The sequence below is a fragment of the Glutamicibacter sp. AOP38-B1-38 genome, from assembly GCF_052377485.1.
Classification (GTDB): Bacteria; Actinomycetota; Actinomycetes; order Actinomycetales; family Micrococcaceae; genus Glutamicibacter.
The window spans coordinates 81037-95756 of sequence record NZ_JBQSWU010000011.1 but is presented as its reverse complement, the minus strand read 5'-3'; the positions used below and the strand labels follow the sequence as shown (position 1 = coordinate 95756).

Here is a 14720-nt window from a genome sequence, read left to right as displayed (position 1 = left end):
CCGCTCGTATTCCCATATATCTGACAATGTGGGAATATAGAACCTAGGCATTCCCACCCGAGAAAGGGGAGACTCCTTGGATCAACCACGTGTCCCACGAGGTATCAGCTCTGGAGCGCAGTTCGCTCAGCGTCACCGTTCCGAACCAGGAGTCAGCCTACCGGCAGCCGAATGGCCATCCATTGCCTATGAGGAAAAGCAATGGGAAGCACAGCACGATCCGGCCCAGTCGCGACGACAGCGACTGAGAGCACGAGGTCCCTACCAAGCTGCCATCGTCCCCAACATCGCTAACGCCAACCCGGCAATCTCCGGACAGGCCGCAGCGCTGGTGGAGGAAGCGACCATCGAAACGGTCCGCTTCGACCGCGACTTGGGTGACGACGCCGCACCATTCGCAGCCCTGCTCCTGCGAAGCGAATCCGCAGCCAGCTCCCAAATCGAGAACCTGACCGTCGGGGCTAAACGCATCGCCTTGGCCCAATTAGGAGACCGCTCCAGCAGCAACGCAGCTCTGGTGGCCTCGAACATCTCCGCGATGGTGGCCGCAGTCGACTTGGCCGACAACCTGGATGAAACCAACATCCTGGCCATGCACCGCGCCTTGATGGCTAGCTCTGAACCGGAAATGGCGGGTCGCTACCGCACCGAAGCGGTGTGGATCGGCGGCAACTCCCCGCACGCAGCCATGTTCGTGCCTCCTAGCCATGAACGAGTTCCGCAGGACATGGAGGACCTGATCAGCTTCATGCAGCGCGATGACATCCCGGCGCTGACCCAAGCGGCGATCGCCCACGCTCAATTTGAGACCATCCATCCTTTTCCGGATGGCAACGGACGCACCGGACGCGCATTGGTTGGGTCCATGCTGAGGAACAAGGGGGTTACCGAGAAGGTCACCATTCCCGTCTCTTCTGGCCTGCTGACCGACACCAAGGCGTACTTCGATGCGTTGGGAGCTTTCCGCGAGGGGCAGATTGAACCGATTGTGGAGATGTTCGCCGAATCCACCTTCCGGGCCACCGCCAATGGGCGGCAACTGGCAGAGGACATCCGCATCATTCGCCAAGAGATCTACACCGGGTTCGGACGCACCCCAGGTGAAGGGCTGAAGTGGGCAATCGAGCTGATCGTGCGCGAGCCGGCCATCACCGCCCAGATGCTCAGTGACACTGCAGGGCAGTCCTCCAGCGCCGCATACCGCAATATCGATCGCCTGGAACAATTGGGAGCCCTGAAGCTTTCGGGACATATCAACGGACACCGGGTATGGGTCGCACCGAAGGTCATTGAGGCGTTGGACAACTTTGCCTCCAGAGCTGGCCGACGCGCGCGCGGTTGAAGCGCAGAAGGACTCCTAGCAGTGACTATGCAGGAATATTCCAGTCATAGGAGTGTCATACGGGAGGAAAACGGCGTATGACGGAGAGACGAACCTAGGTGAGGGAGGCTCCCAATGACTATCATGCCAACTTCAGCGCGTGGCCACTCGGTCCGGGCTGCAGAATCAGAGGTCGTTGAAGCACTCACTGGCTTCCTGCCCATGGTGCTGATCGCTTCCGGCGCAGGAGTCAAAGACCCAGGCCAGGTACGCAAGTGGAGCAGTGGGGCGCTGAAGCCCACCGCGGCGTCCGCTGCCCGGCTTCGCTTCCTCCTGGATCAAGCTTCATGCATTGCCCAGAACCAATCGCAGGAGATCGCTGCCGCATGGCCGACCCCGGTTAACGAGCAGCTCGATTACGAGTTGCCTCCGAAAGCCATTCGCGAAGAGCGGTACAAGGACGTGGCTGAAGCCGCTAAGTCCTTCGCGAACGGCTACGTAGGTTGAACCAGTGGATCTGTCAGGAGACGGGCCTCTCGATTGTTGAGGGGTCCTGGTTGGGTCCCATTGGGCAGTCCTGCAGCTATGCGATAGCCAACTGATTCTCTCAAACCCATTCATCCCAAAACCGAGCCTGCATCAACCCATCCAAGGAAGCATGGGGCAGGTTCACTTCGCCGAGGTTGGTGCCGACTGTTATTCACGGCAGAACTTTCAAACCGAAAGTAGATCGCGGCGAACTTCTACTGCCGCTCAACCCAGGTACGTCCGCTGAATGTGATCGTATCGACAAGCTTTAAAGACTGACGGACAGCTTCATCTCTTTCAAACCTGATCGAGGCGATGAACTCCTCGGCGCGGCTTGATGGCAAAGCCTCGTGCTCACAGTTGTTGCCATTTCAGAAATTGCCCATATGGATGAGGGCAAACTTTCTTTTGCCTCGTTTTGCGGCTCGAATCGCGAAGTGGTGAACTTCGCGATCGCCAGCGTGGGCGCCCGCGGGATAGAAAATGAACTCGGTTGCTCGGTTGAGGAACAGCTGGTTGATAGCATCCGGCCGCAGCTCATGCAGTCCTTTTGAGCGCGCAGGCGCTCTAGACGGAACCCGACTGCTGCCGGCGGTCTGCCCGTTCTGCGAAGGCTTCCAGGGCATTGAGCATCTCGGGAGCGAGCCAGAATCTGCCCCGTTTGGACCTGAGGTAGTCGAGTCCCAGCTCTGCTTCCAGAACCGCGGCATTTATCACGGGTCGGCTTTCCAGAAGTCTGCAATCGATGTGACGTCCTCGGCAAGTTGTGTGCCGTTCCTGATTGCCCGGAATGAGGCTTCCGAGCAGAGCGTGATGATCGGCTCGGGATTGCCATCGCGGTACGCATCGAGGCAGCGGTGGTAGGCGCCGATGTCCGCCAGAAGACCGGCAGAAACGGGAGTTGACATGTTGCGCGCGACCACGTGGCGTACCTTCTATCGCTTATCCGGTTATCTGATAGAAAGCGATCCACCGGCTATCGCTTAGGGGGATCTTCCCGATGGTCTCGAAGGATTCTGGATCCCTGGGGTAAGAACTCGCAAGCGTCTTGTGTTGAATCCGCCAATGCAGGTCCGAGCCCGAATCCCGGATGGGAATTTTTCTACGGACTGCTTTTCCGGTATCCAGCTGCAACACCGTACATTCGCATTTCGCTGGCGGACGAAAGCTAGAGAATAACTGCCGCTTATCCTAGGCTAGGGCTAACGGGGTACCCTCCCCATTTTTGGAAATGCCCAGCATTTCCGGCAAGGACGGCACATTATGTCGAACAAGTCACCACGCAAGAGCGATGCGAAAAAACCCGGTAAGTCCATTAAGGAAAAGCGCGCCGAAAAGCGCTTGAAGCATGCTGACACGGCCACCGAGCCGGTGCGGAAGTCAGCCAAATAATTAAGAGCCAGCCATGAGCGCTGTGCACTAAGCACTAAGCACTAAACACCAATCGAGCCCCTGTACCGCAGCGAATGATCGCCGGGCAGGGGCTCGATGGCGTTCTGCCGCCGGTTATTGGCGGGCAATCCAGTTTAGGGGAGCTGCGGATCCACGTCGAAGTGCTCGGCCACCTGGGTGATGACCTCATTGGCGCCCTGGAGCGAGACCGAGGAGAGGAAGATCGAGTCGTCCACCGGCAGCACCTCCCCGGTCAGCTTCTTCCACAGCGGGTTGGAGGTGAACTTCTTTTCCTGATCCCGCGAGGCGTCGCCCTCGGCGCCTTCCGGTGCCCAGGTGGACTGGAAGATGACCTCGGCGTCGGCCTTCAGGATCTCCTCGGAAGACAGCGGTACGAAGATGGACTCGGTGGTGTCCGGAGCGTCCTTGGGGCGGGGAATGCCCATATCCGCCATGATTTCACCGATGAAGGAATCCGTGGCGTAGAGCCGGGCGGTGTCTTCGCCGGCAAAGCGCACCAGCGAATAGGTGGTATCGGCCTGCTGGGCGAGGATTTCCTTGCCCACGGCAGCCGCGCGGGTTTCGTAGTCGGCCACTGCCTGCTCCGCCTCGCTCTTCTTGCCCAGCGTCTCGCCCAGCAGCACGACGTTCTCCTTCCAGGTCGGTCCGGTGGACTCGGAGAAGATGGTCGGGGCGATCTTGTTCAGCTGGTCATACATGCCGCCCTGGCGCACGTCGGCGGAGATGATGATGTCCGGGTCTGCGGCCAACAGCTTTTCGAGATCCGGCTCGGTGGTGGTGCCCACGTTCACCGCGTCGTCGGTCAGCTCGGTGACATCTCCGAGGTATTCGGGGAAGGGATTGCCGGACTTGCGGTACTCGGTGTACGCCACGAGTTCGGCGCCAAGCAGCAGCGTGGCGTCCACATAGGACGGATCCAGCGCCGCCACGCGCAGCGGGCGTTCGGCCAGCTCGGTCTGACCGCGGAAGTGCTCGATGGTGACCGGGAACCCGGCATTATCGGCTGAATTTTCCTTGGCGGGGGTTTCGGAGGTGGCGGTGCCGCCGCAGGATGCGAGGGTGAGGGTTGCGGCGGCCAAGGCAGCAGTGAGGCCGATCAAGCGCGAAGTATGCATGCGAGTGCTTTCCGTGAAGATGATTTACTTATTGGCGCATAGTCTAATTATTAGACGCGAGCTTAGGTAAGGGTAAACTCAATCTGCGAAATGTACAGTAGCATGGTTCTGGCCCACTTGGGCAACATCCCGCGTCGCACGAAGGGTAATGAGTCATTTCACGTAGCACAGCACGGGCCGCCAGCCTGCTCGCCCTTTCCCTCGGTGTGCTCGCCGCGGTGCTGCTGAGCCTCTGGATCGGCAGCAGCACCTCGAGCATCGCCGAACTGCGCCATGCGCTCTTCAGCCCCGATGAGCGGGTCAGCGACATCGCCATCCGGGAGATCCGCTGGCCGCGTACCGTCACCGCGCTGGCCGCGGGGGCCGCGCTGGGCATGGCAGGAACCCTGATCCAGGGCCATACCCGCAACCCGATCGCCGAACCGGGCCTGCTGGGCATCAACCAGGGAGCCGCGCTGGCCATCGTCTCGGTGGCGGTATTCTCCGGTCCGCTGCAGCCCTGGCCGCAAGCGCTGCTGGCCTTGGGCGGCGCACTGGCGGCGTCGCTGATCGTTTTCGGCATCGGCCGGGTGGATGGACGCGGCGCCTCGCCGATCACCTTGGTGCTCGTCGGAGCGGCGGTGACCGCGCTGTGCGCCGGAGTAGTCTCGGCCATCGTGCTGCTCAGCGAGGCGGCGTTGGAGACGCTGCGCTTCTGGCAGGTCGGTTCCGTGGTCCAAGGCTATGACTCGTTCCTGGTGCTCTGGCCGCTGCTGCTGGCCGGGACCGGACTCGCCCTGGCCAATGCGCGCGGGCTCAACGCCCTGACCCTCGGCGAAGACTCGGCCCGGGCCCTGGGCATCACCGCGCCCCGGGCGCGCGGCATCGGGTTGGCGGCGATCGTGATGCTCTCCGGCCTGGCCGTCACCCTCGCCGGGCCCATCGCATTCTTAGGGCTCCTGGTGCCGCATGTGGCGCGGCGTATCTTCGGGGCGGACTACCGCTGGGTAATCCCGGGCTCCGCGGTCAGCGGAGCGTTGCTGCTGGTGTTGGCCGACGTGCTCGGGCGCATGCTGGCGCGTCCCGGCGAACTTCCGGTCGGCGTGGTGGTGGCCATGCTCGGCGCGCCCTTCTTCATTTATGTGGCCCGGCGACGCAAGCCGGTCACGGTATGAGCGCCCGGCGCACCGCGCCGACGGCGCTGCTGCTGTTCCTGGCCGCGCTGGCGGTGCTCTGCCTGCATCTTTCCATCGGCGGCACCCCGATTCCGCTGCCCGACGTGGTCAGCAGCCTGCTCGGCATATCCCCGGATCCGCGCACCGAGCTGGCCATTAGGGAATTCCGGCTGCCGCGCAGCCTCGCGGCCTTATTCGCCGGCGTCGGCTTCGGCGTGGCCGGCGCGCTGACCCAAACCGTGGCGCGCAACCCGCTGGCCAGCCCGGATATCCTCGGGGTGACCAACGGCGCGGCGCTCGGCGCCGTCGCGCTGCTGGCGCTCACCAGCCAGGTGCAAGGGCTGCCGATGTTCCTGCACGCCTACGGGCTGCCGATCGCCGCCACGCTGGGCGGCCTGCTCGTCTCGGCGCTGGTCTTCTCGCTGGTCTGGCATAGCTCGCTGGAGAGCAACCGGCTGGTGCTCGTGGGACTGGGCATGAGCGGGCTCTGCGCCGCACTGACCTCGTGGATGCTGACCCTGGGCGACGTGTACAACGCCCAGCAGGCACTGACCTGGATGGCGGGCACCGTCAACGGCGTCTCCTGGGCGGATCTGGCCATCGCCCCGCTGGTCATCGCCATAGGCGTCGCGCTGGCCGCGGCGCTGCGCAACCAGCGAGAAGTGCTCGCCCTGGATTCCGATACCTCCCGCGCGCTGGGCATGAATCTGGGCCGGGACCGCATCATCATGCTGGGCCTGGCCACAGCGCTGGCGGTGGCCGCGACGGTGATTGCCGGGCCGCTGGCCTTCGTTGCGCTGGCCAGCGGGCACGCCTCGCGCTTGATTGCGCGCAGCACCGTGCCGCCGGTTGCGCATAGCGCGCTGGTGGGGGCGATCTTCGTGCTGCTCGCGGATTTGGCCGCGGCCCGGCTGTTCTCCGTGGTGCTTCCCGCGGGCGTGGCCACCGCGGTGATTGGCGCGCCGTACCTGATCTATCTGGTGATCCGCCAGTCGCGGGTGCGCAGCGCCTGAGCTAGGCGCGCGGACGCAGCGCGGGGAAGTCCGAATCACGGAATTCGGTGCCCGCGACCACGCCGGTGCGGTGCCGGTCCTCCTCGGCCCGGCGCAGCTCGACCCGGCGGATCTTGCCCGAGATCGTCTTGGGCAGGTCGGCGAATTCAATCCTCCGGATGCGCTTGTAGGCCGCCAGATGCTCGCGGCAGAAGCACAGAATGCTTTCCGCCAGTTCGGGGGAGGGCTCATAGCCCGCCGCCGGGACGATATACGCCTTGGGCACCGTCAAGCGCAGGTCATCGGGCGCCGGGACCACGGCCGCCTCGCCGACGCCGGGGTGCTCGATCAGCACCGATTCCAGCTCGAAGGGGCTGAGCTTGTAGTCGCTGGACTTGAATGCGAACGTAATTGAACAGAGGGTGATCGATCCGAGCATCTCGACCATCCTAACTTTTCGTCTAAAGCTCAGGCCTTGCGTCGCAACTGCCCGAATCGCCGAATACTGACAGGATGAGTGTAGAAGTGTTGGCTAGGGCTGAATCTTGGGCTGATCTGTTAAATCAGGCGAAGACAAAACGAAGATATCCAATTGCCCTCACAAGAATGTGGTGCGTCTGGACAGCAGGAGAACCATGTCAACTTGGAATTTATCGGCATAACTCATTTCAGCCATCGCGTAGGTAACATATCAGTTCACAAGCCAAGCGATTTGCGCACTTCTTGAATGCACGCTGATGATCCGTGTTGATTGAATTTTTTATTACTACGAAGGGTATGAAGCGTATAGGACAGCAAAATTGACTATATATTCAGCGCTTCTAGACGAGGTTGTACGAAACCGAGTCAATTCCGACGGAAGGAGTTTTCTCATAGGAGGATTGAAATTACTCAAGGGGGAGAGCGGGCCGGATCTGAATTGCGTCGACGGCGATTCTAATTCGGCCCGCACAAAGGGTTTTTAATATTTAATCTGTACCTTGCCTATGTTTTTACTTAGATCTGAGGTACGGGCAACCTATCGGCAAATGTACTAAAACAACGGACCGTAACCGCTAGCTCCGACCAAGAATTTTGGGCACGAGTTGTCATAAAGGTTGGCCTGAAACGTTACACTCTGACCAGGTGCTAAGTCGGCATCTGGTGTGGCAAAATCCCCAGTTTTACTCAGTATTTTGTTCTCTTTGTCGAAACATGTCACTTCAACACCGTAGGGACCATTGAGTGTAAACGAAGAATTATTTGTCGCCTGCCCTGTTATAACATCACCTACTAGGTTCGCCTCATCAATCGTTAGATCTTGAAAGTAGGGATCACCTTGTAGAGGCTGAGAAGCAACGGTGAAATCAATCTTGGCGCTAGCAGGGATTTCACTGCCGTAGTAAACGTAGCCAAGAGCGATACCTCCCGCTGGAATGCTCGAAGGATTGAATCCTTGACTGCTTCCAGAACCGATAATCTTACCTGTTTTGTCCTTCGCGACGCCAGTTGCTTCTACAGACGTAATGGTGTCGCTGGTGTTGTTGCGAACTGCAATAACTATCGTCGTATTTCCGTATTTTGGTTTCACTGGACCGGTCGCAACTACGTCAACTTTGTCAGCCGTTCCGGATCCAAATTTCGGCTTGGCCGTGCCAGCCAGCCAGCCTGCTTTAATTGCGTCGTTCGTTGTCCCAGGCGTGACGGGAGCCACTGGTTCAGATTCTGCTACGACTTCATTTGTCGAATTACTCCCTCCGCCAGTCTGAGCTGAACCCTGTGAAGCGCAACCGCCCAATGTGATTGCTAGCGCAATTCCGACCGTGAAAACAAATGGCTTTTTCATTCTTCCCCTAAAAGATTCAGTATCGATCATTATTAGACCATGGATATGAGTTTCTTTCATAAAACAAGCTACCTACAGAAGTCGCATAAATGAGATGTTTCGATTTTTGGAGCGATGGCTAATGGAAAAGTAGGACTTCAGTGTCCACTCCGAATAAGTGCGATACCTATATTGTTCCTAGATCGCTGAAGCGTTCGTCCAGAGGGTGCTGGATGACAATATGACCTGTACCTTACGGTTGCCTCCCAAATCGTCTTGTCAGACGGTGAGACTTGACCAGAATTCAAGGACCATCAGAACACCGACGGGGAGCGCGTGGGATATGTGGGCCACATGTTCGTGTTTCGGCCGGGTATTGAAGGGCGCCGCTTCCTCGAAATCCACCACGCTAGCCACAGAGCTGGTGGGGTCCTCCATATCCAAGTGTGGGCCGTTGTGTTGATGGGCCCTGAGCCTGGCAATGTGTTGGATATTGTGGATGGGCTCTGCGGTGCTGCGCCCATGAGATCCATTCAAAGTTTGGACGGGTCGTCGAAGCATGCTGCGGACAACGGAAATTGTTGACCTTCGGTTTGGAGAACCAGTCGATGAGGCAGAATGAATGCCTCTTATTCATCCTTGAACCGACCTGATTCTAAGGGTGATTTACGCGATCAAGGAGCACGTGTGAGTTATTCAGAATCAGAGGTTTCCATAAGTTTCAATTCCGGCGGCTCTGGCTAGCGGCGTTGGTAAAATTCGAAATTCACTGATACAGAATCGATGCCCTACCGGAATGGGGTGGTGATCGCCCTCATTGAGGCAGTGAAATTGAAGGCACGAATGACTAGTGCAACTCGTGTCGATGGGCTCCACCGACACGAGTTCTCAGGTCGTTTTTGTAGGACTAATTTGTCTTTTTCCGAAGATTCGGAAAATCGATATCCCGGTACTCGAAACCTGGGCCGGAACCGGTGCGGTGCCGGTCCTCCTCGGCCCGGCGCAGCTCGACCCGGCGGATCTTGCCCGAGATCGTCTTGGGCAGGTCGGCGAATTCAATCCGGCGGATGCGCTTATAGGCCGCCAGATGCTCGCGGCAGAAGCCCAGAATGCTCTCCGCCAGTTCCGCGGAGGGCTCATAGCCCGCCGCCGGGACGATATACGCCTTGGGCACCGTCAAGCGCAGGTCATCGGGCGCCGGAACCACCGCCGCCTCGCCGACGCCGGGGTGCTCGATCAGCACCGATTCCAGCTCGAAGGGGCTGAGCTTGTAGTCACTGGACTTGAACACGTCATCGGCGCGGCCCACATAGGTGAGCACCCCGTGTTCATCGCGTTCGGCGATGTCTCCGGTGTGGTAAACCCCGTCCCGGAACACCTCGGCGGTCTTCGCCGCGTCCTCGAAATAACCCTTCATCAGCCCCAGGGGCCGCGGCGCGGTCACCAGGCAGATCTCGCCGAGATCGCCTTCCGTGCCGGTAGCCGGATCGCGGAGCACCACCTCGTATCCGGGCATCGGACGGCCCATAGCGCCGATGGTGATGCGCTCTCCGGGCGGGTTGGCGATCTGCACGGTGGTCTCGGTTTGCCCGAAGCCGTCGCGGATCACCTGCCCCCAGGCGCGCTGCACCTGATCGATGACCTCGGCGTTCAGCGGTTCCCCGGCGGAGACCAGCTTGGTCGGGGGAGTGTGAAGCAGCGACAGGTCCGCCTGGATCAGCAGCCGCCACACCGTGGGCGGCGCGCAGAAGCTGGTGACCTGCTCCTTGGCCATCTGGCCCATCAGCGCCGCGGCGTCGAATCGTTCATAGTTGTAGATGAAGACCGTGGCCTCGGCGATCCACGGGGTGAACAGGTTTGACCAGGCGTGTTTTGCCCAGCCCGGGGAGGCCACATTCAGATGCACATCTCCTGGCTCCAAGCCGATCCAGAACATCGTGCTCAGGTGCCCCACCGGGTAGGAGGTGTGGCTGTGCTCCACGAGTTTTGCCTTGGAGGTCGTTCCCGAGGTGAAGTAGCGCAGCAGGGTCTCATCGGCTCGGGTCGGCTCGCTCAATTCGAACTCGGCCTTGGCGGTGAGCGAGTCCTCGTAGCTGAGAATCCCGCCGGCCGGTGCGCCGCCGATCTGGATCAGCCGGTAGTCTCCGCGCACCGTCTCGAACTTGTGCATTTCCGATTCATTGGTGATCATCCAGGACACGTGGCCGCGTTCGATCCGGTCTTCGAGGTCTGCCGGGGTCAGCTGGGTGGTGCAGGGGACGAGCACCGCTCCGAGCTTGATGCCGGCCAGCATCGTTTCCCACAGCTCAACCTGGTTGCCGAGCATCACGGCGATCGAGTCCGAGCGCTGCACGCCCTGGTCGCTGAGCCAGCGCGCGAGCTGGGTGGAGCGATCCGAGAGCTGCCGCCAGCTGCGCCGGGTCGAGCTGCCGTCGAGTTCGGTGATGATCAGCGCCGGCTCCTCGCCTCGCTGCGGATCCGCGGCGAGGTGGTCGAACCAGTCGGTGCCGAAATTGAAGTGGGTGAACTCGGGCCAGCTGAAGGATTCCCTGGCCTTCGAGTAGTCCTTGCGGAGCTCCAAGAGCTGGTTGCGGGCGGCGCGGAATTCCTCGCTGACGTTCATAGATGTCCTCCAACTTCCGTGTGGCTTCAAAAGGTGACCTGCGTTACGTGCCAATCTACTTGGATGTCAAAGCATTTCAAAGCACCCGCGCGCTGCCTTTTGAACTAGCGGCAGCCGAGTGGCGGGACCAAGGGTAGTGGAGATGGCAAACCCCTCGGGGCCACCGCGTGAAGCGGGGGATCCGAGGGGTTGGGCGAAGCTAGGCCACCATAGCGGGCTCTAGGGGCACGGCTTCCATGACTTGCCACCGGGTGCGTAGCAGCGCGGTCCGGTGTAATTGCTGGGGCCCTGCTGGCGCGGCTGCTGAACTTTGGGCGCGGCCGGTTTCGGTTTCTGCTGCTGGAGGCGACGTTGCTCGGCGGCCTTTTGTTCGGCGGCTTGTTGCTGTCGCTCTATGGCTGCTTTTTCTTCCGCTGCCTTCTTTTTCTTGGCTGCTTCCTCTTTTTTCTTCTTTTCGGCTTCCTTTCGCTCTTCCTCGGCCTTGATCAGCGCGGTCTTGTGATCTTGGTGCGCTTGTTCGATGCCGTTTGCGCGAAGGATTGACGTATCGAGATTCGCCACGTTCTTGGCAAAGTGCGTGGCCAGAAGCGCATAGGCGACGGGATGCGTGTTCGGGGTGAGCTTGTTCAGTGCGCTCTTGGCTCCATGTCCGAGTGCTATGGCCGCGGCGGCCTCTCCGGCCAGGCTTTCGGCTTCGTTGATGGAGTCCGCCGGAGCGTCGCCCAACTGGTCCAAGGCTTGGCTGGCATCTTCCAGCTGCGCTGGGATGGTGCATTCGACGCTTGGGTCGAAGAGCCCGGCGGTCTTGGCCGACGCTTCGCTCTCTGCCCGAAGCACTTCATCATAGAAGCGGACGTTGGGTTCATATTTGACCGCGATGCCTAGTCCCGCGGCCGCGATCTCGGCATTTACCAGGCTGTCATCTTTGTAGACACCGGCCAGGGTGCGTCCGTACCTGTCGGTGCGTTCGATGTCGTACTCGAGCTTCACCTTGTCCCCTGGGGCGAGCAGCGATTTGAGGTAGTCGGAGGCTTCGGGGCCCATGCATTCGACGGACTTATCCGGGTCCACCGTCTCTGGGGTGTCGATGTTCAGGAGCCGCACGCGGGTTTCCTCGCCGGCAATGCGCATATCCACGGTGTCCCCGTCGATCACGCGGACGACCGTGCCGCGCGAGTCACTAGTCAAGGTGCCCGCGTATACCGCTCCGCCGGTGACCAGGGCGGCCGTCACGCCTATCGAAATCCAGGCGGTTCTTTTCTTGCTCATTGATGACTTCCTTCGTGAAGCTGCGAGTGAGGCGGGGTGATGAGCTCCCTTCGCTCATTCAAGAAGAGAAGCATTGTCGCGTCAACTTAATTCCTATTGTGAACCGCGGGCGGCGAGCCCGTGGTTGGTAAGGGAGAACACCTGCACGTAGACAGCAGAACACTTGAAGCTTCAACTAAATTGGAGTAGGGTAGTAATCAAGAACAGTCGACCGGTACCCAGAAAGGCCTCTCACCATGACGATCCTCCCAGCAGACAAGCTCTCCGCAGACCTCCAGATGAATGCCGTCCAGCTCAAGGTGGGGGACATGAAGGCCATGAGCGGCTACTACCAGCAGGCCCTCGGACTTCAGGTGCTGGGCGAATCCGCCCAGGGCACGCGCCTCGGCCGCGGCGCGCAGACCCTGGTGAACCTGCAGAGTGCTCCGGAGCTCCAGCTGCCGGCCGCCGGCGAGGCCGGCCTCTTCCACACCGCGCTGCTCTTCGAGACCCAGGCGGATCTCGCCGCCACGGTGCTCTCCGCCGCGCAATTCGACCAGAGCCGCTTCGTGGGCAGCTCGGACCACCTGGTCTCCGAGGCCTTCTACTTCACCGATCCGGAAGGCAATGGCATCGAGCTCTACTGGGACCGCCCGCGCGAGGCGTGGTCGTGGTCCGATGGTCAGGTTGCCATGGACACCGTGCATCTGGACCCGAACGCTTTCCTCAACTCGCACCTGAGTGAGCAGGCCATGGCCGCGCAGCGTACCGCGGAGGCGGAAATCGGCCACGTGCACCTGCAGGTAGGAGACGTGGCCACCGCCCGGGCGTTCTACGTCAATACCCTGGGCTTCGATGAGACCACCTCCCTGGGCAACCAGGCGTTGTTCGTCTCCGCCGGCGGCTACCACTACCACATGGCGATGAACGTGTGGAATTCGCGCGGCGCCGGACCGCGCAAGGACACCCTCGGGTTGGGCGAGGTGCTGATCAACGTCCCGACCGAGGATGAGGTCGGCAAGCTCGCCGAACGCTTGAGCTTCGCGAAGGTGGAAAACCACCACACCGGCGCCGAGCTGCGCTTCATGGATCCGTGGAACAACCAGCTGCGCGTGGCGGTCCGCTAGCTATTTCGCCGCCGGATCGGCGGAGTTTTGGCCGCGCGTATTGCCCCGGCCGTTTTCGCCTTGCGCATATCCAGATTCGCTGCGCGGTGGTAATCTCCAGTCATCGGATGCGGAGAGGGGTGACCTGCGATGGCCTCGAATGAGGGTGACAGGCTTCGGAGCATGGTTATCGCCTCGCCCAAGTGGGTGCACCGCAGAATCCAGACCAGTGACCACACAACACCTGGCCGGGTACTGCTGAAGAATTCCCTGGATTTGACCCCGCCAGCTTCGGCACGAATAGCCGGCAGTAGTTCCCGGGTGGTCATTCCCATCGCGATCCTCGATAAGAAGGTGTTAACCGGATTCTGGGTCAGGGACAGTTCGGGAGCTCCGCTGGCCGTGATTAATCAGGAACGGTCAACCCGACTGGTGGCGGACATGCTGGTCAGCGTCGTTGAACAGGCGGGAATCGAATTCACGTCCAATGCTGCCGAACGCCGGGCGCAGCTAAAATTTGTCAATAATTCCGAAGCCATTGCTCCGGTTCCACCGACCGCATTGCTTGAGGCCTATCCGCAGTTGCAGGCGGCCAATCCCACGATCCGGTTCATCAACGACTTCATCCATTTGCTCGCGAACTCATGGGTTGTGCTCGTGGAAGTCCCCGAGGGCGCCTTGGGGCAGCGAACCATTCTCAGCTATGGGTACGATCTGCCCATGAACCCGGTTCCGCCGCCAAGGATTCTCCAAGACAACGACGTCTACAGTTTCGACGTGTCCGATCCCGGTTTTTCGCGAAGCCTGCATCATGAGGTACTGGTCCCGCCAGAGCTTGCGATTTTCGAAACCAGCCTCGAGCACGGCAGCGTGACCGGACGCGTGGTCAGAAGCATTGCCACTGCAACCACCTTGGGTCCGATATCTCATATCCAGAACCTGATTTTCATTCCGCGTTTCGCCAAAGCCGGAGTGGAATTCCGAATCCGGCCCGCTCCGACGGGGATCCGCGCGTTCACCCGGTGGGCCTTGCTCCTAGTCTGGGTATTCATCCTCGCCAGCTTCGCGATTTGGCTGGGTCCGACCGATTACTACCTGAGCCGGAATTGGTCGGGCTCAATTTCCTCCTCGGTGATACTCGTTGCGCCGGCGCTTTTCATGTCCTGGATGGCACGGGCGCCCGAGCCGGGGGTTGTGGCCAGGGCCCTATACCGGCTCCGCCTGATCAATATTCTCCTGGCCCTGTCGATGCTGACCATGGCCGGAGCCCTATCCGTCCAGTGGTCGCCGCGGATGTGGACCCTGCTCTGGCTGATTGCCTACGCATTTGGCGCCTTCGCGCTGGGGTTCTGGTTGGCCGAGCGGGCCGTGCGCAAGCCGAGGAAATTTTCTCCCCGCGGCCATGGTTGAACTAGG

13 protein-coding genes and 1 pseudogene are annotated in these 14720 nt (G+C 60.5%); 8 read left to right on the top strand and 6 right to left on the bottom strand.

Features of this window, described 5'->3' with window-relative positions:
- Positions 1-76: 76 nt before the first annotated feature.
- The 3 genes from ACT3TP_RS08385 (at position 77) to ACT3TP_RS08375 (ending at position 2403) form a co-directional block, all read left to right on the top strand.
- Complete coding sequence (locus tag ACT3TP_RS08385) at positions 77-1342, top strand: Fic family protein (RefSeq protein ID WP_096287880.1); 1266 nt, start codon at positions 77-79, stop codon at positions 1340-1342.
- A gap of 114 nt (positions 1343-1456) precedes the next feature.
- Positions 1457-1828, top strand: a complete 372-nt coding sequence (locus tag ACT3TP_RS08380) for a hypothetical protein (protein WP_096287878.1) — start codon at positions 1457-1459, stop codon at positions 1826-1828.
- Positions 1829-2199: 371 nt separating this feature from the next.
- Positions 2200-2403, top strand: a complete 204-nt coding sequence (locus ACT3TP_RS08375) for a hypothetical protein (RefSeq protein ID WP_105554615.1) — start codon at positions 2200-2202, stop codon at positions 2401-2403.
- Positions 2404-2562: 159 nt separating this feature from the next.
- Here the strand turns inward: ACT3TP_RS08375 and ACT3TP_RS08370 are convergent, their stop codons facing one another.
- Positions 2563-2772 carry a hypothetical protein gene (locus tag ACT3TP_RS08370; RefSeq protein WP_096287876.1) on the bottom strand — a complete coding sequence of 70 codons (210 nt, stop codon included), beginning with the start codon at positions 2770-2772 and terminating at the stop codon, positions 2563-2565.
- 340 nt (positions 2773-3112) lie between these two features.
- On the opposite strand from ACT3TP_RS08370, the gene ACT3TP_RS08365 reads away from it, so the two are divergent.
- On the top strand, positions 3113-3241 hold the full coding sequence (locus ACT3TP_RS08365) for a hypothetical protein (RefSeq protein WP_255248498.1): 129 nt from the start codon (positions 3113-3115) through the stop codon (positions 3239-3241).
- 134 nt (positions 3242-3375) lie between these two features.
- Here ACT3TP_RS08365 and ACT3TP_RS08360 read toward each other — a convergent pair whose 3' ends face one another.
- On the bottom strand, positions 3376-4377 hold the full coding sequence (locus ACT3TP_RS08360; protein ID WP_444620366.1) for an ABC transporter substrate-binding protein: 1002 nt from the start codon (positions 4375-4377) through the stop codon (positions 3376-3378).
- Between the two features lie 206 nt (positions 4378-4583).
- Between ACT3TP_RS08360 and ACT3TP_RS08355 the strand changes: the two genes are divergently transcribed.
- Together ACT3TP_RS08355 and ACT3TP_RS08350 are read left to right on the top strand one after the other, a co-directional pair.
- Positions 4584-5531: a FecCD family ABC transporter permease gene (locus tag ACT3TP_RS08355; protein ID WP_444617322.1), complete on the top strand. Its 948-nt coding sequence runs from the start codon at positions 4584-4586 to the stop codon at positions 5529-5531.
- On the top strand, positions 5528-6544 hold the full coding sequence (locus ACT3TP_RS08350) for a FecCD family ABC transporter permease (RefSeq protein ID WP_444620364.1): 1017 nt from the start codon (positions 5528-5530) through the stop codon (positions 6542-6544). Before ACT3TP_RS08355 ends, ACT3TP_RS08350 begins: the two co-directional genes overlap by 4 nt.
- A 1-nt stretch (position 6545) precedes the next feature.
- On the opposite strand, the pseudogene ACT3TP_RS08345 reads toward ACT3TP_RS08350, so the two are convergent.
- The 4 genes and pseudogenes from ACT3TP_RS08345 to ACT3TP_RS08330 form a co-directional block, all read right to left on the bottom strand.
- A pseudogene (locus ACT3TP_RS08345) lies at positions 6546-6923 on the bottom strand (AMP-binding enzyme); the annotation flags it as partial.
- A gap of 633 nt (positions 6924-7556) precedes the next feature.
- Complete coding sequence (locus ACT3TP_RS08340; protein ID WP_444620362.1) at positions 7557-8378, bottom strand: FxLYD domain-containing protein; 822 nt, start codon at positions 8376-8378, stop codon at positions 7557-7559.
- Positions 8379-9234: 856 nt separating this feature from the next.
- Positions 9235-10950 carry an AMP-binding protein gene (locus ACT3TP_RS08335; RefSeq protein ID WP_444615820.1) on the bottom strand — a complete coding sequence of 572 codons (1716 nt, stop codon included), beginning with the start codon at positions 10948-10950 and terminating at the stop codon, positions 9235-9237.
- Positions 10951-11169: 219 nt separating this feature from the next.
- Positions 11170-12219 carry a thermonuclease family protein gene (locus ACT3TP_RS08330; RefSeq protein WP_444620361.1) on the bottom strand — a complete coding sequence of 350 codons (1050 nt, stop codon included), beginning with the start codon at positions 12217-12219 and terminating at the stop codon, positions 11170-11172.
- Between the two features lie 236 nt (positions 12220-12455).
- Between ACT3TP_RS08330 and ACT3TP_RS08325 the strand changes: the two genes are divergently transcribed.
- Positions 12456-13325, top strand: coding sequence for a VOC family protein (locus ACT3TP_RS08325; RefSeq protein WP_444620359.1), 870 nt, complete (start codon positions 12456-12458; stop codon positions 13323-13325).
- Positions 13326-13454: 129 nt separating this feature from the next.
- Complete coding sequence (locus tag ACT3TP_RS08320) at positions 13455-14714, top strand: hypothetical protein (RefSeq protein ID WP_444620357.1); 1260 nt, start codon at positions 13455-13457, stop codon at positions 14712-14714.
- The last annotated feature ends 6 nt before the right edge of the window (positions 14715-14720 follow it).